A 22,352-nucleotide genomic window follows, 5' to 3' on the forward strand; every position below is an offset into this window, starting at 1 on the left:
CGCCCGGCATGACATCAGAAGTGCCAGTAACTCATCGCCAGCCCTAAAAATAGCACCAGGCCAACGTAGTTATTGTTCATAAAGGCTTTAAAGCAGGCTTCACGCTCACGGTTCGCAATCAGTTTTTGCTGGTAGACAAACAGCGCGCCCGCCACCAGCACAGCCCAGTAATATCCCCATCCCAGACCATTCAACCAGCCGATCAGCGCCATTAACGCCATGACGCCAAGCTGCAGAATCCCGATAATCAATGTGTCATAACGACCAAACAAGATCGCCGTCGATTTAATGCCTATCTTGATATCATCATCTCTGTCGACCATCGCATATTGCGTATCGTAAGCCACTGCCCAGAGAATATTGGCGAGGAACATTAGCCAGCAGCTCAACGGCAGGGATTCGCTCACCGCGGCGAACGCCATGGGGATTGACCAGCCGAAAGCGGCCCCCAGCACGACCTGCGGCAGGTGGGTGTAGCGTTTCATAAAGGGATAAACCCAGGCCAACGCCAGCGCCGCCACGGAAAGCAGAATCGTCATGGCGTTCAGCGTCAGCACCAACAGAAACGCCAGCAGCACCAGCACCACAAACAGGTTGCGCGCTTCTTTCTCTGTCACGGCGCCGCTGGGTAAAGGCCGGTTGACCGTACGTTTTACATGTCCGTCAAATTTACGATCGGCATAATCATTTACCACGCAGCCCGCCGCGCGCATTAACCACACGCCAGCGACAAAAACTGCCAAAATCCACAGCTGAGGCATACCCGGCGTCGCCACCCATAGCGCCCAAAGCGTCGGCCAGAGCAGCAGCAACGCGCCAATAGGCTTATCTGTACGCATCAAACGGTGAAACGCCAGCAGCTTACTCTGCGTCAGACTCCACTCCATCTTTATCTTCCTCTCAGTACAGCGGCGATGCAGGTAAAAAAAGCTCGGTAAGCAACAGCGGTTTTCCGCTCAACCGCAGTCGAGAGCGGCGCCCCCACAGCGTTGCATCGCGTCCAATTTCAATAAAATCGCGGGTCAGTGTCGATGATGTAAATAGATAACGTCCAAGCGGGGTTTTACCCAGATGTTGTAAGACCTGTTCAGGTCCGCACAGCGTGGATTCCGGTACCACGGTACGTCCGGCAAGCCAGGGCTCGCCGTCAGCGCAAAGCAGTATCTCACGTAACCAGTAGCGGGACTCGGATGGCAGTAAACCTGATGCTTCCTCGACCTCACTTTGGCCGACAAACGCTTCCCGAATCAGCGTCACGCTTACCCGCTTTCCCTGCTGCTCAAAACGTTTAGTCATAGAATCTTCCAGCAACAGCCAGTCCAGCAAATGGGGTTCAAGCGCAGGAATCGCATCAAAATAGCGCAGCGCACGCAGTTGCGTTAACGCAGGGTGTGACATGCCTTACTCTCCGATTCATAACCTAAAGTCATTGTATCTCAGAAAAGACATTACGGGGGGCGCAATCACAATTAAGTGATCTGTTGCGCAACAAAAAAATAACAATTCGCATGAAATGATAAAAAAAGGTGCGCCAGGAGACGCACCAGTTGCTGCAAAATCAGCACTGTGGGGAAATAATTACCCCTTGCCTTTTACACTGCTGATAAAGGTGGAACGGGCAGATGTCGATCCCAGACGTTCGGCCTCATCAAGCAGTTTCAGCGCTTTATCGACGTCGCCTTTCGCTACGGCATCCTTAATCGCTTTATTAAAGTAGCTTTCCGTATCGTTCAACATCGGCTCGCTTTTCTTCGGCGCGACTGGCGCTGGCGCAGCGACCGGCGCGGCGGTATTGCCTACCGTTACCGGCCCGGTACCGGACGAGCCAAACAACGGCCCGACCAATACGCTGGAGCTACTGTTGGTTTTCACCTTCAGTTTCACCACGCCGTCAGTGGTATGGCGAGCAACTGGATCGGGAATATCCGGGATAGAGTTGCCGACGCCTTTGGCATAGGCTTTTGCCGGATCGAGCAGCGTAGTGGTTTGCTGAAGATCTTTTTCGGTCGTAAACACCAGAACATAGAGTTTCTGCTGCCCCAACGCAGGCGTCAGGCGCATCACGCCTTCCAGCCGGTCTGCGCTCATGACGCCCGGCTGCTGATAAGTAAAGTAACTGCTGGGGAAGAACGCCGAAGGCGTCATATTTTGGTCAAGAATCAACACGTTTGGCGCAAAAACGCTGGCTTGCTTATTGACCTCGCTGGTCAGAGTTAATGTCAGCTCGCCGATATTCGCCGGAACGCTATAAGCGGCGACCGGGCCGGTAATGCCGGCGACGTCAAGGCGCTGGCCGCCAGTCGCCAGTTGGGTAGACTGCGTTTTTGACTGATCTACAGGCGTCCAGGTTAATTGCTGTAGCGCAGCAGCAGGAATAGCGGGCGCGGCGCTGGTATTTTGCGGTACATAGTTCACTTCCGCCAGGCTGATACCCGGCACGCTGGCGAACAGCCCTGCGGTTAAACAGAGGGCGACGAGACTTTTCTTCATTTTCATTATTCTCACCTCAATAAGGCGGGTTCAGCGGTAGCCAGGCAATAGCGCGCCAACCCAAACATATCGCCGAATGGCGGCTGGCGCCTTATTCGGCTTACAAGCATCATCAGACCTGATGTTTCAGAGGGGCTTGCGCCCCTCGTTACGTCAGATGACCATCGTATTACCACCAGATTTCCATCTGGGCGCCGAAGGTCCACTCATCGCTATCGCCACGGCTGTTGGTGGAAATGCCGGAGTTAGTCGCTGCGGCATAACGGGAAATGTTATCGCCGTCTTTGATATAGCCCCATTTCTCATCCCATTTCGCGTAGGTGGCGAAAATACGGATAGCCGGACGCGACCAGATGCTGTCGCCCGCCTGCCACTGTTGCGCCAGGGTGATTTTATATTGATTGTTACGATCGCCGGTCTGCTGAGATTTCACGTTGTCGTAGCCGACTTCCAGCAGGGTGCTCATGATTGGCGTCCACTTGTACATTGGACGTACACCCACGGTCCACCACTCAGTACCCAGGTTATTATCCCAATCGATATTCTGGTACATACCGACGTACATCAAATCCCATTTATCACCAAGCGAGATGGCGCCATGATCCAAAATACGCCACATATTGCCATTATTATTGATGACCTTATTGGCGTAATTAATTTTGGTTCCATCAGACAATTCTTCAGTGAAAGATGAAGAACCGTCGGAACCGCGCGCCTGGCCTTTACCCTGCGTGGTCATGGCATCGGTGGCATATTGCACGACAAACTTGTTATAGCCTTTCAACATGCTTTGCGTGTGTTCGGCGGTGAACATCCAGCCGTCTTTCGATGCCCCATCAGCCAGCTTATAACCATCGGTCGTATTGGCGCGACCGTAATCAACGCCTAGCTCCAGTACGCCGTCCGGGTTCGTTTGCAGACCAGCCAGACGTACGTCAAAGACGTCGTTAGCGGTATCTTTTACTTCATCATAAATATTCTGGCTGCTGAAGGTGTAAGAGCCGCCCGCTTCAGTAGACCGGGTCGCCGCCAGTGAAAGCTTACCGAAGCCCAGATCGATATTTTCGATACCTGCGCCAGGACCTGAAATATCCCAGTAGTAGAAGTCGATCATGTGTACGTCATGACGCTGATAGAAGCGCTTACCGGCCCAGATGGTAGAGCCCGGCAGCCATTCAATCAGGTTTTTACCCTGCACGTTCGCTTCGCGGAAGGCGGGATCGGTCGATTCCCAGTCGTTCTGCTGGTTAACCGAATAGGCGACGTTGGTGTCGAAATAGAAGCTCTTATCGCCCTCTTTCCACACTTCCTGGCCCAGTTTCAGTTCCGCATAGGTTTCACATTCGTTACCAAGACGGTATTTACTTTGGGCACCCGTTGCCTGGAAACACTGTTGTTCGCCGCCGCTTCCCGTCCAGCCAATACCGGAACGGGCGTAACCGTGGAAATCGACAGCCATTGCCTGAGCGGACATTACGCCCGCTGCGACAGCAACCGCCAGTGGGAGTTTGCGCAGAGTAATCATCATTCTATCTCCTGAGATCATTGCTTTTCTTTAAACGCTGCCACCTTCTAAAACTGCGAATGGTTTTGCGTTTCGTTTTTTTATGGAGGCCTTAAACACCCGGCTCTTGATGCAGACGACGACATGCGCTGCCATCCTCGCGGAACAGATGACAGCGCTCTGGCGGCAGGCCGATAGCGAATGTGGCGCCCTCTTCTACCAACACCACGTCATTCTGGCGATAAACCAGGTTTTGACGGATGGCGGGGATCTGGATATGAATTTGTGTTTCGTGCCCTAACTGCTCGACCACCTGGACTTCGCCTTCCAGGGTGACATCGGCGATATCGCTCGGCAGCAGGTGTTCCGGCCGAATACCTAAAGACATATTGGCGCCGACCTGCACGCCGCGACTTTCGACCGGCAGCCAGATTTGCTGGCGATTCGGCAGTTCGACCTGGACTTGTTCAATCGCGGTGGCGGTCACTTTCACCGGCAGGAAGTTCATCTTCGGCGAGCCGATGAAGCCCGCGACAAAACGGTCCGCCGGATAGTGGTACAGCTCCAGCGGCTTACCGACCTGCGCGACGCGACCGGCGTCCAGCACCACGATTTTGTCGGCCAGCGTCATCGCCTCGACCTGATCGTGGGTGACGTAAATCATCGTGCGGCCCAGACGTTTATGCAGGCGAGAAATTTCAATGCGCATCTGCACGCGTAGCGCGGCATCCAGGTTAGAGAGCGGTTCATCCAGCAAAAACACACGCGGCTCCGCCACCAGCGTGCGGCCAATCGCTACGCGCTGACGCTGACCGCCGGAAAGCGCTTTTGGCTTACGTTCCAGCAGATGCGCCAGTTGCAGTACTTCCGCCACCTGATTGACGCGTTGATTCATTACCTCTTTTTTGGCGCCCGCCAGCTTGAGGCCGAAAGACATGTTTTCTGCAACGGAGAGATGGGGATAGAGCGCATAAGACTGGAATACCATGCCCACGCCGCGCTCGGCAGGCGGAATATCATTCATACGGGTTTCCCCGATAAACAGGTCGCCACTGGTGATGGTTTCAAGCCCGGCGATCATACGCAGCAAGGTCGATTTACCACAGCCTGACGGTCCCACAAACACCACGAACTCCCCGTCATGGATATCGAGGTTAATATCTTTCGATACCACCACGTCACCCCAGGCTTTCGTTACATTTCGTAGCTGTACGCTCGCCATGCCCTTCTCCCTTCGTTACAACCTGTCATTGACAGCAACATTCATGATGGCCTGACTATGCGCGATCCCTGACTGGGGTAAATCCTCCACCCCCCGGCTTTTTTATGGGGGAGGAGGCGGGAGGATGAGGACACAACACCTGAGACCACGGGCGCGGACAGAAAAGGAATTTCGTGATGCCGCCCGCAAAAATCGGCGTGTTTTTGTGTGCGCCAGCACGCATTACTCACATTTATGCAACACAGATCACATAAAGTCGGGGTGGGGCGTAGGGGCGGGGAGGATGGAAAGAGGTTGTCGTATAAAGAAACTAGAGACCGTTAAACCACCTCTGTGTACATCACCAAAAAGGATGGGAGATATGAAGATTAAAACTGGCGTAGGCATCCTCGCATTATCCGCACTTACGACGATGATGATTTCCGCCCCGGCTCTCGCCAAAATTGAAGAAGGTAAACTGGTTATCTGGATCAACGGCGACAAGGGTTATAACGGTCTGGCCGAGGTCGGTAAAAAATTTGAGCAAGACACCGGCATTAAAGTGGCCGTTGAGCACCCGGATAAGCTGGAAGAGAAATTCCCGCAGGTGGCAGCCACCGGCGACGGTCCTGACATTATCTTCTGGGCGCACGACCGTTTTGGCGGCTACGCGCAGTCTGGTCTGCTGGCGGAGGTCACTCCGGATAAAGCGTTTCAGGACAAACTCTATCCGTTCACCTGGGATGCGGTACGTTATAACGGCAAGCTGATCGCCTACCCCATCGCCGTTGAAGCCCTCTCCCTGATTTATAACAAAGACCTCGTCCCGAACCCGCCGAAAACCTGGGAAGAGATCCCGGCGCTGGATAAAGAGCTAAAAGCGAAAGGGAAGTCGGCGATAATGTTCAACCTGCAAGAGCCGTATTTCACCTGGCCTTTGATCGCCGCTGACGGCGGTTACGCGTTCAAATTTGAAAACGGCAAGTATGACGTGAAAGACGTTGGTGTCGACAACGCCGGCGCGAAAGCGGGCCTGACTTTCCTGATCGATATGATCAAGAACAAAAATATGAGCGCCGATACCGATTACTCCATCGCCGAAGCGGCCTTCAATAAAGGCGAAACGGCAATGACCATCAACGGTCCGTGGGCATGGTCGAACATCGACAAGAGCAAAGTCAACTACGGTGTCACCCTGCTGCCGACCTTCAAAGGTAAACCCTCGAAACCGTTCGTCGGCGTGCTGAGCGCGGGGATTAACGCTGCCAGCCCGAATAAAGAGCTGGCGAAAGAGTTCCTCGAAAACTACCTGCTGACCGATCAGGGTCTGGAAGCGGTGAACAAAGATAAACCGCTGGGCGCCGTGGCGCTGAAATCTTTCCAGGAGCAGTTAGCGAAAGACCCCCGTATCGCCGCCACCATGGATAACGCCCAGAAAGGCGAGATCATGCCGAATATTCCGCAAATGTCCGCCTTCTGGTATGCGGTACGTACGGCTGTGATCAACGCCGCCAGCGGCCGTCAAACCGTGGATGCCGCGCTGAAAGATGCACAAAGCCGTATCACTAAGTAATGCCGCGAGCCTGTGCCGGATGGCGGCATAAATGCCTTATCAGGCCTACAACACACCGTAGGCCTGATAAGCGCAGCGCCATCAGGCACATCTCCGGCCAGGAAGTTTCAACGCTGTAGAGGAAAACCCCCATGGATGTCATTAAAAAGAAACACTGGTGGCAAAGCGACCAGCTTAAATGGTCAGTAATTGGTCTGCTGGGCCTGCTGGTGGGTTACCTTGTAGTTTTAATGTACGTACAAGGGGAGTATCTGTTCGCCATCATGACGCTGATTTTAAGCTCTGCTGGCCTGTATATTTTCGCAAATCGTAAAACCTATGCCTGGCGCTACGTTTACCCTGGCCTCGCCGGCATGGGGCTGTTTGTGCTATTCCCGCTGGTGTGCACCATCGCTATCGCCTTTACTAACTACAGCAGCACCAACCAGCTCACCTTTGAACGCGCCCAACAAGTGCTGATGGACCGTTCTTATCAGGCAGGAAAAACCTATAACTTCGGTCTTTACCCGAGCGGCGACGAGTGGCAACTGGCCCTCACCGACGGAGAAACGGGCAAACATTACCTGTCTGACGCATTTTCCTTCGGCGGCGAACAAAAATTACAGCTGAAAGAGACCGATGCCCTGCCGGGCGGCGAACGCGCCAATCTGCGGATAATCACCCAGAACCGTCTGGCGTTGAACCAGATAACCGCCGTCCTGCCGGATGAAAGTAAAGTGATTATGAGCTCGCTGCGTCAGTTTTCCGGTACCCGTCCGCTGTACACACTGGCTGATGACGGCCTGCTTACCAATAACCAGAGCGGCGTAAAATACCGGCCAAATAACGATAGCGGTTATTATCAGTCGATCAACGCCGACGGAAGCTGGGGTGATGAAAAACTCAGTCCTGGTTATACCGTTACTATCGGCGCGAAAAACTTTACGCGCGTCTTTACCGACGAAGGGATCCAGAAGCCTTTTTTCGCTATCTTCGTCTGGACCGTGGTCTTTTCGGTCCTCACTGTGGTGTTAACTGTGGCGGTTGGGATGGTATTGGCCTGCCTCGTACAGTGGGAAGCGCTGAAAGGTAAAGCTATCTACCGCGTCCTGCTGATTCTGCCCTACGCCGTACCGTCGTTTATTTCAATTTTGATTTTCAAAGGGTTATTCAACCAAAGCTTTGGCGAAATCAATATGATGCTGAGCGCGCTGTTTGGCATTAAACCTGCCTGGTTCAGCGACCCCAACACCGCGCGGGCAATGGTGATTATCGTGAATACCTGGCTGGGCTATCCCTACATGATGATCCTGTGCATGGGACTGCTGAAAGCGATTCCGGATGACCTGTACGAAGCCTCCGCAATGGACGGCGCCGGTCCATTTCAGAATTTCTTTAAGATCACCTTACCGCTGCTGATTAAGCCGCTAACGCCGCTGATGATCGCCAGCTTCGCCTTTAACTTTAATAACTTTGTCCTGATTCAGTTATTGACCAACGGCGGGCCAGACCGTCTCGGCACCACCACGCCTGCCGGTTATACCGATTTGCTCGTCAGCTACACCTACCGTATCGCCTTTGAAGGCGGCGGCGGTCAGGACTTCGGTCTGGCGGCGGCCATTGCCACGCTGATCTTCCTGCTGGTAGGCGCGCTGGCAATAGTGAACCTGAAAGCCACGCGTATGAAGTTTGATTAAGGGAGATAATAACAATGGCTATGGTCCAACCCAAATCTCAGAAACTGCGTCTCCTCATCACGCACCTGGGGCTGCTGATTTTCATCGCAGCGATTATGTTCCCGCTGCTGATGGTCATCGCTATCTCGCTACGTGAAGGGAACTTCGCCACCGGAAGCCTGATCCCGGATAAAATCTCCTGGGAACACTGGCGGCTGGCGCTGGGTTTCAGCGTGGAACATGCGGATGGTCGGGTAACGCCGCCTCCCTTCCCGGTCCTGCTGTGGCTGTGGAACTCGGTGAAAATCGCCGGTATTACCGCCATCGGCATCGTGGCGCTCTCCACCACCTGCGCCTACGCTTTCGCACGAATGCGTTTTCCAGGTAAAGCAACACTGCTCAAAGGGATGCTGATTTTCCAGATGTTTCCGGCGGTTTTGTCTCTGGTAGCGCTGTATGCGTTATTTGATCGCCTGGGACAATACATTCCATTTATCGGTCTGAATACGCATGGCGGCGTGATCTTCGCCTATCTTGGCGGCATCGCGCTGCATGTCTGGACGATTAAAGGCTACTTCGAAACTATCGACAGTTCGCTGGAAGAGGCCGCCGCGCTGGATGGCGCAACCCCGTGGCAGGCGTTTCGCCTGGTGCTGCTGCCGCTTTCCGTACCGATTCTGGCGGTGGTGTTTATTCTGTCGTTCATCGCAGCGATTACCGAAGTTCCGGTCGCCTCGTTGTTACTGCGCGATGTGGACAGCTATACGCTGGCCGTGGGTATGCAGCAATATCTCAACCCGCAAAACTATTTGTGGGGCGACTTTGCCGCCGCCGCCGTCCTTTCAGCTATTCCTATCACCCTGGTGTTCCTGTTGGCGCAACGTTGGCTGGTCAACGGCCTGACGGCTGGGGGTGTGAAAGGTTAAGTTTTATCGAAGTACCTGCCCGGCAACGGGCAATGCCACTGCCCTCAAGTTATGTTATCCCCACTTATGGTCGTATTTTGGCGCTCTTCGGAGCGCTTTTTTTATGCGTTATAGACAGCAGCTGATTTATTGCCACGCCATACGTCCGTTACGGTGTGGCGACGCCTATTCTCGCCGTAGTCGGTTCGAATTACATAACCACAACGTGATAACCAACAGGAGGATCGCCGCCGAATAGAGTAATACATCCATTGGCGTTTTATGATCGACAATGATCAGGCGCACAATCGCCGTGATCCCAATGTACACGAAATAGCGCAGCGGAAAGTGAAGGCCAGACTTAAAGTACTTCACAATCAGCGCAATAAATTCGAAATAAAGAAAGTAGATCACCAGCCCTTCCACCAGTTCATATTTGCTGGCTTGCTCAGGCACGAATAATGCATCCGCCAGATGAACCGTCTCTTTACCGAGAAAAACGACCAGGATCAGACCGAGGGTAAGCAGCCCCAAATTTAGTACGTTTTGTAAAATCGTGGCGATAAACTCAAGACGTGAGCGCGATAATGGCATCATAACAGCCCCCTCTTTCTCTGCGGCGAGGTTTCTGTATAACGCACAAATGTGACGGGCATCTATATTTTTTATTTGTGTTTATATTTTGTTCAATAAGGTAATTTGCCGGATAGCGCCGTGAACGCCTTATCCGGCCTGAGTATTAACGGAAATTTACGCTCCTGTCACTGGTCATATCATACAGGCCAAACTTACGGCCAAGCTGTTGACCACCGTCACGCGTCAGCGGCGTCCAGCCAATTGCCGCACGACTTCGGGTTGGGCCGGACGAGAAGAGATCCAGCGGTACGGAAACATATACGCCTTTGGTAAAATCCCCTTCCCCATATTCATCCGGCGACGCATCGGTAATCGTCGCGTAACCGCCGACAACGACGCCGCTATCGAAGCGTTTGGCGATCTCCAGCGTACCGCCTTTATCGCCCGCCAGATACTGACCAACGCTGGCTTTCACCAGCACATCCTGGGCGAACGACGGCGTCCAGTATGCGGTCAAATGTCCGGTCTTCACGCTGTAATCGGTAAACTTCATCATATCCTGCGCGCTACGCCAGTCACGCTGTTTCACGTAGTTGGCATCCAGACCAAACGCCCAATTGCTGTCTACCGGGCGATACAGGACTTCCGCCCCGGCACCGCCAAACATGGTCTCCAGATAACCGCCGTAGACCTGCCCATAGAAACCATTGCCAAAATACTGGAAGTAGTTGGCCTGTAGGTTATTCACATAAACATCGTTCTGCACATACTCACGGACATGCGTACGCACCCGCGGCAGATGCGAGTCCTTCGGCGGATTGGTGTAGTTAAATTTGTCGTAGTTGTTGGCGATATTGGCAAACACGCTGCCCGTGGTGAGCAGATGATCTGTGACCCACAGATCCGCGGTTCCCATTACGCCCAACTGATACATATAGAAGTTTTCCGGGCCGCCTACCGACTGATTCAGCACGGGATCAAGATGAAAATCAACGCGCGACTTGTCGATATACCAACCCTGTTCAGTACTCTCTGGCACGATCGGCTCCACGCGTTTTTGCGCCAGCGGAGTTTCATGTCCCAGCGGTTCGCCTTCCAGATGGCGTTTCAGGCTGGCGACATCGGTTTCAGTGGTGACCTGCGGCAGATTAAGGCGGTTTTCCGTCACGCGGATCGTGCGGATCCCCTCCGGCAGATCGTTCATGACGATCCGGTTAGCGCGCACGATCCCTTCACGGGAGTCGCGGTACTTCACCTGTTCACCGGTAACGTATAGCGTATCGCCTTTGACCTGGATTTTCGGGTCCGCCAGACCGGCATTATATTTCAATAACGTTAATTGATTAGCCACTACCGAATGTTGCAGGATGGCATCCTGCGGCTGTGGTCGGTATTGCGGGCGTGAATTGTCATGATACGCGGGACGTAAATCGTTGAAATTGGTGCGCAGCGTAACGCCAAACATAAAGGTGTTGCCGCGCTCGTAGCTGAGGTTAACGTCGGCCCAATCGGTGACGCGGTAAATGGCGCCGACGTTAAACTTGCTCTTCTGCTCCAGTTTACCCGCAAAATCCTGCTGATAGTTATTGCCTTCATACTCCAGCTTCAGGCGTAGCGGTTGCCACGGGGTCTGGTATTCCACGCCGCCAAACAGCGAGGCCGGGCCGTGAAACATATCGCTACCGTCGACGGAACCGGCCTCTTTATAACTGTTATCACGCGAACAGAATTTATCACTATACGAACAGAAAGGATTAGACACATTGCCGCTGGTGCCAAGATAGCCCCAGCCGAGACCTAATGAAAAATCAAACGGCCCCCAGGCCTTACTCGCTACAATATATTCCGCATCAAACAGCCCCGTCCCGCCGATATCGCGCGCGCCAACCGCCACCTGCGGCATCCAGTAACTCTCTTCCCACAACCGCAGTTTCACATCAAACGCTTTATCTTTGTAAGTCTGGTCGCCGGAGAATGATTCCACGCTGCTGTACTTTTTCGTACGGACATCGGTATAGCGCAACGTGGTTTCCAGCCACGGGAAAAGCTGAACCGAAGCCGAGTAGTAGCGGTACTGATCGTTATCACGATAGTTCAGGCTCATCTCCCCTTCACGCGCCATACGCGCTGTCGGCGTTTGCAGCAGGCCCACGCCGCCAAAGTCAGATTGTGAAGGCCCAACAGGGGCTGGATATGTTTCGGCATGGCAGGCCGCGCTAATACCCAGCGCCAGCACGCTGAGCAGATGTGTTTTTTTCATTATTCCGGTATCCGCTGCGTCAGGGTATGAAGAATGTCGGCATTTATCGCCTTCGGCGTGCCGCGCCAAAGGGAATCGGCAAAACCGACAAAAATAATGCTGCCGGGCATTGGCTCGATATGACGTTTATTCCAGTAAGCCACCGGCGCTTTTTGGCTGCGTCCATCAGGGTAAACCACCCAGGCATAGCTACGATCCGCGCCGCTGAGTAAGCGCTGACCCTCAAGATAACTGGCGACGTCCCGCCCAGGGACGAACGGCTGGCTGCCCGGCTGGCTAATCAAGCCAAAGAGCGTCACCTGCGTGGGTTGCGGCCCGACCCAGAGCGTGTAGTGACCTTGCAGCGGCGGGTTACCTCGTTCGCTCACCCGAACCACGTCAGGATCAAGGTTCACTAATTGTCTGCCCGTCACCTTCACCGCCTGAATCTGTCGGCGTAGTGTGTTTATCGCCGCCGCCGCATCGCCATCTTCCTCAGCGCCGAGCGCCGCCAGTCGCCCGAGAAGTTCCTGCTGCTGCTGACGCGCCGTCACGGTCGCCTGTTCTTCGCCTATCACCGCCGCAGGCCACCAGCTCGTTGCCAGGCGCGGCTGTCCGACTAAATCGAGCAGACGTTCAGCGTCTGTCAGCGTTTTAGGCTCGCTATTACCTTGGGTAAAAACGGTAACAGTGCCGCTGGCAAAGACGGATGACGCGATAAAGGCCAGTGCCAGCGCGCTTATCATCCTTTTCATCATGATTTTGCCGCCTTAATCAGCGTGGTTTTCACCGGAAAGTAATTCGCGCCCAGATACTGTTCCGTCTGGCGAATTTGGCCTTCACTATCAACCCAGTAGCGATTACGCCAGCGCGTTTGATCGGTCGTCACTTCTTCATCTAACACCCGCACGGCGGTCTCTTCACTGCCGACGTTCACGCTATCGGTCCCTCGCCATGTAAAAACGGAGCGGGCGGTGGCGTAACGCACCTGGCGATGTTCGGTCCAGCCCAGGGTGCGAGTCCAGGTCGCGCCATCGATAATCTGTCCTGGTTTCGCCAGCGGGTCGGCCGCCAGATTATTCACATCGATCAGGTTGTCACCGCTGAGCAGAGTTTTGACCAGACGGCCATGCTGCGTCACGATCGTCGCGCCATCCTGCGTCACCCATTTCTGCTGCCCGTTTTCCGAGAAAGCGAGCACCACAAACAGTTGAGGGCCGCCGTTAAGCTGCATGTACTGGCTGGCATACGGCATGTTTTGAATATCGTCATCCGTTAGCTGTACGCCTGGCGTACCGAACAAACTGTCCCACAGTGAATCGCCCAGGCCTTTAGTGGTGGCCGAACACGCCTGTAATAGCAGGCAAATCAGGATAAGTGCGAGTCGCTTCACGACGCTTCTCCAGAGGGGCAAAATAACCACACCGGAGTGTGGTTATGGTTAAACGTACCGATACTACTGGGTACTGGTGGTCGTGGTGGTCGTGGTCCCGGTATTGGAACCATCGCCGCCGCCGGTTGCCGCTAACGCGACGCCCACCGCCGAACTTACGGTGCTAACGCTGGTAGCGGAGGAGCTTCCCGCCGATACCGACGTCGCTGCCGACCCTGCCGCTTCACCCACCTGAACGGGGGCTGCCGAGACAGATGTCGCCGCAAGCGCGGTTATGGCAAAAATGCCATACAGTACTTTTTTCATCATAATTTCCCTTCATTGAATGAATGGAGATTTACCCAAAAGAATTTCGGGCGCTACCGAGTATACACAACCAAAGCAGGCGGATTATGTCCGGGAGAAATAACAGCGAGGTTTTAGGATAATTAAACTTTAAAGAAACAACACATCCTCTATTTAATTAATAAGTAAATCAAATCAATAAGTTAGAATTAAATAAAAACACAAAGGCATCCGTATAATCTGAAAATAACGCAGAGTGATTTTCTGGTTATTGCTTATTTTAGGATTAAGCTCAATATAAAATTGTGGGGGTAAAGACGGACAAGCGGAATTATCTTATAAAAAAAGCCGATGTGAATATCGGCCTTTTTATTATCTTATTCTCTTTTTGCCGGATGGCGGCGAAACGCCTTATCCGGCCCACAGACGCTATGCATTACGTAGACCGGATAAGCGCAGCGCCATCAGGCGCGCCAGGCTTTATAACGGTTAATCAGACCGTTGGTAGAGCTATCATGGGACGAAATAGCTTTATCATCGCCCAGCTCCGGCAGAATACGGTTAGCCAACTGTTTACCCAACTCAACGCCCCACTGGTCGAAAGTAAAGATGTTCAGGATGGCGCCCTGCGTAAAGATTTTATGCTCATACAGCGCAATCAGCGCGCCCAGGCTGAACGGTGTAATTTCACGCAGCAGGATAGAGTTGGTCGGGCGGTTGCCTTCAAACACTTTGAATGGCACAACGTGTTCGAGCTGCGCCGGATCTTTACCCTGATCGCGATATTCCTGCTCAACCACCTCGCGGGATTTACCAAACGCCAGCGCTTCGGTCTGCGCGAAGAAGTTAGACAGCAGCTTCTGATGATGATCGGATAGCGGGTTATGGGTGATAGCCGGGGCGATAAAGTCACACGGCACCATTTTAGTACCCTGGTGAATCAATTGATAAAACGCGTGCTGACCGTTGGTGCCTGGTTCGCCCCAGATAATTGGGCCTGTCTGGTAATCCACGGCGTTGCCGTTACGGTCAACGTATTTACCGTTGGATTCCATGTTACCCTGCTGGAAGTAGGCGGCGAAACGGTGCATATACTGGTCGTACGGCAGAATGGCTTCGGTTTCCGCGCCGAAGAAATTGTTGTACCAGATGCCAATCAACGCCAGCAGAATGGGTAGGTTTTTCTCCGCCGGAGTGGTGGAGAAATGCTTGTCCATCGCGTGCGCGCCGGAAAGCAGCTCGACAAAGTTGTCGAAACCGACGGACAGAATAATGGACAGCCCGATGGCAGACCACAGCGAGTAACGACCGCCGACCCAGTCCCAGAACTCGAACATATTGGCCGTGTCGATACCAAATTCGCCGACCGCTTTGGCGTTGGTGGAGAGCGCAGCAAAGTGTTTCGCCACGTGTTTTTCATCGCCTGCAGTTTTCAGGAACCAGTCGCGCGCGCTGTGGGCGTTGGTCATGGTTTCCTGGGTGGTGAAAGTTTTAGAAGCGACCAGGAACAGCGTGGTTTCCGGGTTCACTTTTTTCAGCACTTCAGCGATGTGGGTGCCATCAACGTTAGAGACGAAGTGCATAGTCAGATGATTTTTATACGGACGCAGCGCTTCGGTCACCATGAACGGGCCGAGGTCGGAACCGCCGATACCGATGTTCACCACGTCGGTGATGGCCTTACCGGTGTAGCCTTTCCACTGACCGGAGATAATCGCTTGCGAGAAAGTTTTCATTTTCTCAAGCACGGCGTTCACTTCCGGCATCACATCTTTGCCGTCCACAATGATCGGCGTATTGCTACGGTTACGCAGCGCCACGTGCAGCACGGCGCGGTCTTCGGTGCGGTTGATCTTCTCGCCGGAGAACATGGATTTAATCGCGCCGGCCAGATCGGTCTCTTTCGCCAGATCCTGTAATTTTGCCAGCGTCTCTTCGGTGATGCGGTTTTTGGAGAAATCCACCAGCATCAGATCGTCAAACGTCGCGGAAAATTTAGCGAAACGGTCGCTATCGTTCGCGAAAAGCTCAGCGATCGTAACGTCTTTCATTTCATCGTAGTGTTTCTGGAGCGCCTGCCAGGCAGAAGTCTGCGTTGGATTGATGTTTTTCATTAGCAATACTCTTCTGATTTGAGAATTGTGACTGGGATCGATTGTAACGCCAGTCACAGAAAAGTGTGATTGTTTTAGTGCCGTTGCCCCAGGCACTGTCGAATGAGGATAAAAAGTATATACCCTAAATAATTCGAGGTGCAGAAAGGCGGCAAGTGGGTGAGTCGCCGGGCGCATAGATAAGCCAACATACTACAAACGGGTATCGGGGTTATAAGCGCTGTTACTGAGCCTAAACTCAGCATAAAAAATCCGCATAATCCCAACGTTGACAGTCCAGGCCACAACTTTTATTTATAAATACGTTACTTGCATTTGCGCCTGCACCGGTTTCTGTTCTGCCCTTGTGCCATGGTCGCGTTTTTCATTTCCTGACACGAGGTTGATATGACAGAGATCGTTGTTTCCAAATTTGGCGGTACCAGCGTCGCTGATTTTGACGCCATGAACCGTAGCGCGGATATCGTACTTTCCGACGCCAATGTTCGTTTAGTCGTGCTTTCCGCGTCTGCCGGCATCACTAATCTGCTGGTGGCGCTGGCCGAAGGGATGGAGCCCGGCGAACGTTTCGCTACGCTCGACGCCATCCGTAAAATCCAGTTCGATATCCTTGATCGTCTGCGTCATCCGAATGTCATTCGCGAAGAGATTGAACGCCTGCTGGAAAACATCACTATTCTGGCGGAGGCGGCATCGCTGGCGACATCGGCAGCCCTGACCGATGAACTGGTCAGCCACGGCGAGCTGATGTCTACCCTGCTATTTGTTGAGATCCTGCGTGAACGCGACGTACAGGCCCACTGGTTCGACGTGCGCAAAGTGATGCGTACCAGCGATCGCTTTGGTCGTGCGGAACCGGACGTCGCAGCGCTTGCGGAACTGGCCGCGCAGCAGTTGCTCCCGCGCCTGAGCGAAACGTTGGTCATTACTCAGGGCTTTATCGGCAGTGAAAGCAAAGGCCGCACCACGACATTAGGCCGCGGCGGCAGCGACTATACGGCAGCGTTGCTGGCTGAAGCGCTCCATGCCGCGCGAGTTGATATCTGGACAGATGTGCCCGGTATTTACACCACCGACCCGCGCGTAGTGCCCGTCGCGCAGCGAATTGATGAAATCGACTTTGAAGAAGCGGCGGAGATGGCAACCTTCGGCGCAAAAGTACTGCATCCAGCCACCTTACTCCCGGCCGTGCGCAGCGATATCCCGGTCTTCGTTGGCTCCAGTAAAGATCCGCAAGCGGGCGGTACGCTGGTGTGCAATAAAACCCAAAACCCGCCGCTGTTCCGCGCGCTGGCGCTGCGCCGCAATCAAACGCTATTGACGCTGCACAGCCTGAATATGCTGCACTCACGAGGTTTCCTGGCAGAGGTGTTCGGCATTCTGGCGCGGCATAATATTTCGGTAGATCTGATTACCACTTCGGAGGTGAGCGTTGCGCTGACGCTGGATACTACCGGCTCCACCTCCACGGGCGATACGTTACTGACCCAATCCTTATTGATGGAGCTTTCCGCGCTGTGTCGGGTCGAAGTCGAAGAAGGACTGGCGCTGGTCGCGCTGATTGGCAACAACCTGTCAAAAGCCTGCGGTGTTGGTAAAGAAGTGTTTGGCGTCCTGGAACCGTTCAACATTCGCATGATTTGTTACGGCGCCTCCAGCCACAATCTGTGCTTCCTCGTGCCGGGAGACGATGCCGAGAAAGTGGTGCAAAAGCTACATCAGAACTTATTTGAATAATCGCCCTGACACGACAGCGGGTGAGCGCTATCAGGCAATACGCTGCCGGATGGCGACGCAAGCGCCTTATCCGGCCTGTCGCAGCTCCCGGCGTATAGCGCTTGTCGCTATACGCCATACCCGATATCGCTTACAGCATACGCCGCTGGTGCTGTTTTTCCGTGTGGACCCGCTTAACGATTTTATAGATCCACTGCAGTGTCAAATTGTACTTTTTGGCCAGCTCCGCATAATTACGCCCATCGCACTCGCTGTAAATCTGATAATCCCGCTCCGAGGCTCGACCAGAGATACCTTTGGGGAAATAAATGCTTTGCCCGCCCCAGTTGCGCATCATTCTGTCAGCAATTGCCTGACCGGCATTTTCGGCTGACGCGCTATCAATATTCATGCTTTCAATAAGTACCTGCGACGCATGAAACGCCAGATCGTTAATAATCTCCGGAAGCCGAACCATTTCTTTTGATTTCTGAATCATATTTTATCTCCATATCCAGCACCATGCTCCCCGTGACGGCACCAAAAAGGGAAGCGTAAAAAACGGTGAAATAACTACCCATCAATACATTCAAAATATATATAAATATTTACTATCAACGGCATTTAATTATAAATTAAAAGAATGTTCAGTTTGCATAGCAAATGAAGTATTATAAAAAACCATCTTATAGTATTTTTACCAATTGATACGTGAACCTCCTACGATAATAACATTTATTTAACAAGCTAGCTTTCTTCATTGGAGGAAGAAAAAATCAAACTCTTACATTGCTTATTATTTTCCATATCTAAAAAAGGAAGTGGATTACGGGAATACTGGCGGCATGAGATTATTCGCAGGAATGAATTTTCATTATGTCGATTACTTATGCAGGCCAATAACAATCGCCGACGTAATTTTTATTTTGGTGGCGTCTGGCAAATGAGATGTATATCTATAGTTCAAAAAAACAGAAAAAAACTGGATTATGGATTAATCGCAAACTAAATTCCAAATTTGGAATTGATATAGAGCTGGGAGCAGTAATCGGCTATGGTTTGGATATTCCGCATCACATGGGGATCGTCATCACGAAAAAGGCTCGTATCGGTTGTAATTTATCGCTTAAGCAAAATACAACAGTAGGGAACAAGCAAGGTTTAAAAGAAGATGATTTCATTATTATTGGCAATAATGTAGATATAGGAGCCAACACCTGCATTATAGGCTCTATTACTATCGGTGATAATGTTACTATTGGAGCAATGTCATTTGTAAATAAGAGCATTCCAGCAAATAGCATATATATTACAAAAAAAACATCAGAAGTAATCCCAGTAATAAATCACAAAAAATGGGATTAATCTAAATCTTAAGATTGCAATATTTTATAGACTTTTCTCGTCAGGTTAATAGACTAAAAATAAAACATTTCTTTTGTGAATGATTTTTATGTTCATTCTCTGACCTGATGTCTACATCACTATTCTGATAGAGCGTTTAGTAAGGCCCGGTAGCGTAAACGCTATCGGGCATCGTTCTCGTAACATCACTGCAGTCTGTCCAACTCCGGGATACCTGCCTCCCGGTTGCCTGAGAAGATGGATAAAAATACTGCGGACCTCGCGCTTTAAACACTGAAGTGTTTAATCCAATTCAGCAACATAAAAACCACCAGAAACAAAAAGGGGAAATAAGATCACTCCCATCCCAACTCTTATTTTATATCTCCCCATGGAAATATAAAAGACAAAACAATCATTAAAACATTTATCAACTTACATTACATATATTAATAACATTATAAACAAATTAATTACATTCACATCTTGAATGTAATTAAACTTCAATAACCATATGAACACTAATTTTGTTGCAATATAAAGCACATTAAATATAGTGGAACATGGCTAAAAACACCTAATATTCACCGGGGAATATAATGATTATTGTTTCTGTGCTCAGACAAAGCAAAGACTTCACCACAAAACATGCTCAATGGTTACATAAGCAGCTCAAAGGTTATGATTCTGTTTGTTTAACAGATGCGCTAAAGATAAAAGGGGTAAATACAGCGCCTCTTTTGTATGATTGGCCAGGATGGTGGGCAAAACTAGAACTTTTCAATCCACTGCATCCTGTTCTTGGTAATGAGGATATTCTCTATATTGATATAGATAGCGTTGTTGTGGGAGATATTACTCCTCTGACAACTATGAAAAAAATAACATTACTTAATGACTTTTCTCAGCATGGTGCTTCAGTTGCGCCAGCAACAGGTATTATGTTTATTCCTGCACCCGCAAAAAAAAATGTGTGGGATGAATTTATGAAAAATCCTGAAAAGGAAATCAATGCCATAAGAACCCCGCCCTATCATGGCGATCAAGGATTTATCGGCAGAATATGTCAAGATGCTGAAAGATGGCAAAACATCTTACCCGGAAGAATTATTAGTTACAAAGCTAATATAGCAACACCAAAAATGATTGGTTTTAACCCTGAACTATACGATGGGACAGGTAATGGAAAATTACCTGACGGAGTAAGCATAGTCTGTTTTCATGGTTCCCCTCGCCCCTGGAACACAGCATTGCCTTGGGTGCCTTATTTTAGTTTAAAAAACACAATCCAAAGCAAAGTGAAACAATATAAGTTATCACTGCGTTAAAGCTTCCTTCTCTTCAATGCCGGCGCTTTTCTTTGCGCCACCAGAACCTCTATATGTTTCTAATACGGTAGCGTAAGCGCCATCGGGCGATGCGTTGCCGGATGGCGACGCAGGCGCGTCATCCGGCGGTTCCCGCGCCAGGCGCTGCCGGCGGAATACTGCTCAGGAATCCGCAACACCCTACTCGTCCCATCAACATGGGCAGCTTTCCCCTATTTATGCACTCCTCATTTTGAACCTCGTCACAAAACCACACGAAACAACATAAAGCAAAAATACAAATTAATCATTATATTTTAGTTAGTTACATTTGAAAATTGAGATCATTTGGTATAAAACCACCTTTTCATTGTTGCTTTATTTTGTTTTAGTTGGAATTATGATTGCACTACAACACAGATAACCCCCTTACCCTATTTGAGGCCGCTATGAAAAAAATTGCGATTATTGGAAGCAGTGGAGGCAACCTCTACAACCTGGGTGGCGCCGAGCCAGAGAAGTTACTCCAGGAAATTTATCAGCAGTGTGAGGCTGCGGGCGTGAATGTGGCCGCCGTACAGTTTATCGCGGCAGAAGCCTCGATGGACGTCGCCAAACCGGATACCCCGGCATCGGTTTATGCATTAACCACAGAAAACCAACAAAAACCACAGCGCATATTTCAGGGCAAACTTTCGGAGGTAAACACCTCGGTAGTAGAAAGCGATCGCCAAATCGCTGAGATGATCCGCCGCGGTGAGATCGATGGGATCGTGGTAATGAGCGCTGATCCGGTAAAGGCGAACCAGGCCGTTTTTGCCGCCGCCGTTGAGATGAAAACACCGATTGTCGGCACCGGGGGAACCTCCATGGCGCTGGTGGCGGCAAAGGGGGCGAATGTGGTCGCGACCTCCGGAACAACTGGCACCACCAGCCGTACCCGCGCCGTCTCCTTCGTGGCGTCGCTGTGTAAACATTGGGGTATCAAGTACAAACCACAGTTGGGTAGCGCTTCGCCCTCGCAGAGCGGTTCCGGAAAAAGCCTGCTCAAACGTTTTAACATTCGTAGCATCATGATCCCTGCTCTACCAGGCTTTATCGCCATGGCGATTGTACTCGCCCTGAGCCACATACCAGGACTGGAAAAACTTAACGATATCTTTGAAATCTTATTAAAAGGTCTGCCAGTGTTAGTCGCGGTACTGGCGGCAAAACAGATTTCCGAACTGGATGAAGTTTCAATTGTGGCCGGGGTCGTCGCTGGCGTGCTTTCCGTAGAGGGCGGACTGATCGGCGGCATTATCGGCGGTGTAATGGCGGGGATTTTCGTCCGTTGGCTGTTCGAGCTGTGCCTGAACTGGCGCTTCCCAATGACTACCGTCAACATCGTCGCCGGTGGGATATCGGGCCTTGCCGCTGGGTTAGTCATGCACTATCTGCTGAGTCCGCTGGCGCTATCTGCGGGTAATTACATCAAACTGGCTATCGAAAGCACGCTGGCATTCAGCCCAATTCTTGCCGGGCTGCTGGCTGGTCTGGTTATCTGGCCTGCCATTCTCGGCGGCGTCTATCACGCGGTGATCCTGCCGTTGGTGCTGCTGGAGATGGAAAAATCCGGCGTCAGCTTCCTCGGCGCGGTCGATATGGTCGGTCTGGTGATGGTGGCCGCAGGTATTAACCTTGCCAATGTGATCGCCCCGCGTGAAAAAAGCGAAGCTGCCGTTGCTACGCCGGGCCTGCTCATTAACCTGGGTTTTGGCACCTTTGTTGAATCCGCCTATCCCTTCATGTTCGCCAACAAAATTGTTTTTGGCTCCGCCATTTTTTGGGCCGGAATGGGCGGCATGATGCTGGGCTTTTTTAACGTCAAAGGCGTGGCCTATGTTCCGGCTTTCGCCTCACCGTTCTTATCCAGCAATGCGCTCCAGATGGCCATCGTAATGATTGCCACAATGGCTATGACCTGCCTTACCACCATTATTGCTAACCGTTTCAAACCTGTCGTACAGAGCGAATCAACAACGACAGCCGTTAATTAATGCACCAACAC

The 22,352-nt window shown here is 51.7% G+C and carries 19 protein-coding genes and 1 pseudogene; 8 read left to right on the forward strand and 12 right to left on the reverse strand.

Features of this window, described 5'->3' with window-relative positions:
* Positions 1-14 precede the first annotated feature (14 nt).
* From ubiA to malK, 5 genes are all read right to left on the reverse strand, one after another.
* Positions 15-887: a 4-hydroxybenzoate octaprenyltransferase gene (gene ubiA / locus J1G48_RS20765; protein ID WP_000455249.1), complete on the reverse strand. Its 873-nt coding sequence runs from the start codon at positions 885-887 to the stop codon at positions 15-17.
* Between the two features lie 13 nt (positions 888-900).
* Positions 901-1,398 carry a chorismate lyase gene (ubiC, locus tag J1G48_RS20770; protein ID WP_000019219.1) on the reverse strand — a complete coding sequence of 166 codons (498 nt, stop codon included), beginning with the start codon at positions 1,396-1,398 and terminating at the stop codon, positions 901-903.
* 180 nt (positions 1,399-1,578) lie between these two features.
* Positions 1,579-2,496, reverse strand: coding sequence for a maltose operon protein MalM (gene malM, locus J1G48_RS20775; protein WP_000782497.1), 918 nt, complete (start codon positions 2,494-2,496; stop codon positions 1,579-1,581).
* Positions 2,497-2,659: 163 nt separating this feature from the next.
* Entirely contained in the window at positions 2,660-4,018 is a 1,359-nt protein-coding gene (locus J1G48_RS20780; RefSeq protein WP_000973645.1) for a maltoporin, read from the reverse strand.
* 88 nt (positions 4,019-4,106) lie between these two features.
* Positions 4,107-5,216, reverse strand: a complete 1,110-nt coding sequence (gene malK / locus J1G48_RS20785) for a maltose/maltodextrin ABC transporter ATP-binding protein MalK (protein WP_000179176.1) — start codon at positions 5,214-5,216, stop codon at positions 4,107-4,109.
* A gap of 361 nt (positions 5,217-5,577) precedes the next feature.
* Here malK and malE point away from each other — a divergent pair, with 361 nt between their 5' ends.
* The 3 genes from malE (at position 5,578) to malG (ending at position 9,349) form a co-directional block, all read left to right on the forward strand.
* A complete protein-coding gene (gene malE / locus J1G48_RS20790) occupies positions 5,578-6,768 on the forward strand; it encodes a maltose/maltodextrin ABC transporter substrate-binding protein MalE (RefSeq protein ID WP_000695412.1) in 1,191 nt (396 codons plus the stop codon).
* A 131-nt stretch (positions 6,769-6,899) separates the two neighbouring features.
* A complete protein-coding gene (malF, locus tag J1G48_RS20795) occupies positions 6,900-8,444 on the forward strand; it encodes a maltose ABC transporter permease MalF (RefSeq protein WP_000382570.1) in 1,545 nt (514 codons plus the stop codon).
* A gap of 14 nt (positions 8,445-8,458) precedes the next feature.
* Positions 8,459-9,349 carry a maltose ABC transporter permease MalG gene (gene malG, locus J1G48_RS20800; RefSeq protein WP_001252085.1) on the forward strand — a complete coding sequence of 297 codons (891 nt, stop codon included), beginning with the start codon at positions 8,459-8,461 and terminating at the stop codon, positions 9,347-9,349.
* A gap of 165 nt (positions 9,350-9,514) precedes the next feature.
* Here malG and psiE read toward each other — a convergent pair whose 3' ends face one another.
* The 6 genes from psiE to pgi all read right to left on the reverse strand — a co-directional run bounded on the left by psiE (position 9,515) and on the right by pgi (position 15,935).
* Positions 9,515-9,925: a phosphate-starvation-inducible protein PsiE gene (gene psiE, locus J1G48_RS20805; RefSeq protein WP_000982752.1), complete on the reverse strand. Its 411-nt coding sequence runs from the start codon at positions 9,923-9,925 to the stop codon at positions 9,515-9,517.
* 142 nt (positions 9,926-10,067) lie between these two features.
* Positions 10,068-12,164 (reverse strand): YjbH domain-containing protein, encoded by a 2,097-nt coding sequence (locus tag J1G48_RS20810; RefSeq protein WP_000750805.1) that lies wholly within the window; start codon positions 12,162-12,164, stop codon positions 10,068-10,070.
* Positions 12,164-12,901, reverse strand: coding sequence for a capsule biosynthesis GfcC family protein (locus J1G48_RS20815; protein ID WP_000977891.1), 738 nt, complete (start codon positions 12,899-12,901; stop codon positions 12,164-12,166). The genes J1G48_RS20810 and J1G48_RS20815 overlap by 1 nt, the downstream gene beginning before the upstream one ends.
* Complete coding sequence (locus J1G48_RS20820; protein WP_000824806.1) at positions 12,898-13,536, reverse strand: YjbF family lipoprotein; 639 nt, start codon at positions 13,534-13,536, stop codon at positions 12,898-12,900. Before J1G48_RS20820 ends, J1G48_RS20815 begins: the two co-directional genes overlap by 4 nt.
* Positions 13,537-13,599: 63 nt before the next feature.
* Positions 13,600-13,842, reverse strand: a complete 243-nt coding sequence (gene yjbE / locus J1G48_RS20825; protein WP_001541297.1) for an exopolysaccharide production protein YjbE — start codon at positions 13,840-13,842, stop codon at positions 13,600-13,602.
* A 443-nt stretch (positions 13,843-14,285) separates the two neighbouring features.
* Entirely contained in the window at positions 14,286-15,935 is a 1,650-nt protein-coding gene (pgi, locus tag J1G48_RS20830; protein WP_000790036.1) for a glucose-6-phosphate isomerase, read from the reverse strand.
* A 387-nt stretch (positions 15,936-16,322) separates the two neighbouring features.
* Between pgi and lysC the strand changes: the two genes are divergently transcribed.
* Positions 16,323-17,672 (forward strand): lysine-sensitive aspartokinase 3, encoded by a 1,350-nt coding sequence (gene lysC, locus J1G48_RS20835; protein ID WP_000136394.1) that lies wholly within the window; start codon positions 16,323-16,325, stop codon positions 17,670-17,672.
* A 130-nt stretch (positions 17,673-17,802) separates the two neighbouring features.
* Here the strand turns inward: lysC and J1G48_RS20840 are convergent, their stop codons facing one another.
* Positions 17,803-18,150: a Mor transcription activator family protein gene (locus J1G48_RS20840; protein WP_000615248.1), complete on the reverse strand. Its 348-nt coding sequence runs from the start codon at positions 18,148-18,150 to the stop codon at positions 17,803-17,805.
* Between the two features lie 322 nt (positions 18,151-18,472).
* Here J1G48_RS20840 and J1G48_RS23475 point away from each other — a divergent pair.
* From J1G48_RS23475 to J1G48_RS20855, 4 genes and pseudogenes are all read left to right on the forward strand, one after another.
* Positions 18,473-18,698, forward strand: a pseudogene (locus tag J1G48_RS23475) (hypothetical protein); the annotation flags it as partial.
* Positions 18,699-18,728: 30 nt separating this feature from the next.
* A complete protein-coding gene (locus tag J1G48_RS20845; protein ID WP_001675416.1) occupies positions 18,729-19,016 on the forward strand; it encodes a DapH/DapD/GlmU-related protein in 288 nt (95 codons plus the stop codon).
* A gap of 578 nt (positions 19,017-19,594) precedes the next feature.
* On the forward strand, positions 19,595-20,323 hold the full coding sequence (locus J1G48_RS20850) for a hypothetical protein (protein WP_000587744.1): 729 nt from the start codon (positions 19,595-19,597) through the stop codon (positions 20,321-20,323).
* A 428-nt stretch (positions 20,324-20,751) separates the two neighbouring features.
* The gene (locus J1G48_RS20855) at positions 20,752-22,341 is read left to right on the forward strand and encodes a PTS sugar transporter (RefSeq protein WP_000716850.1); all 1,590 of its coding nucleotides are present in this window, start codon (positions 20,752-20,754) and stop codon (positions 22,339-22,341) included.
* Positions 22,342-22,352: the final 11 nt, after the last annotated feature.

It is taken from the genome of Salmonella sp. SAL-020 (genome assembly GCF_017372215.1).
Classification (GTDB): domain Bacteria; phylum Pseudomonadota; class Gammaproteobacteria; order Enterobacterales; family Enterobacteriaceae; genus Salmonella; species Salmonella enterica.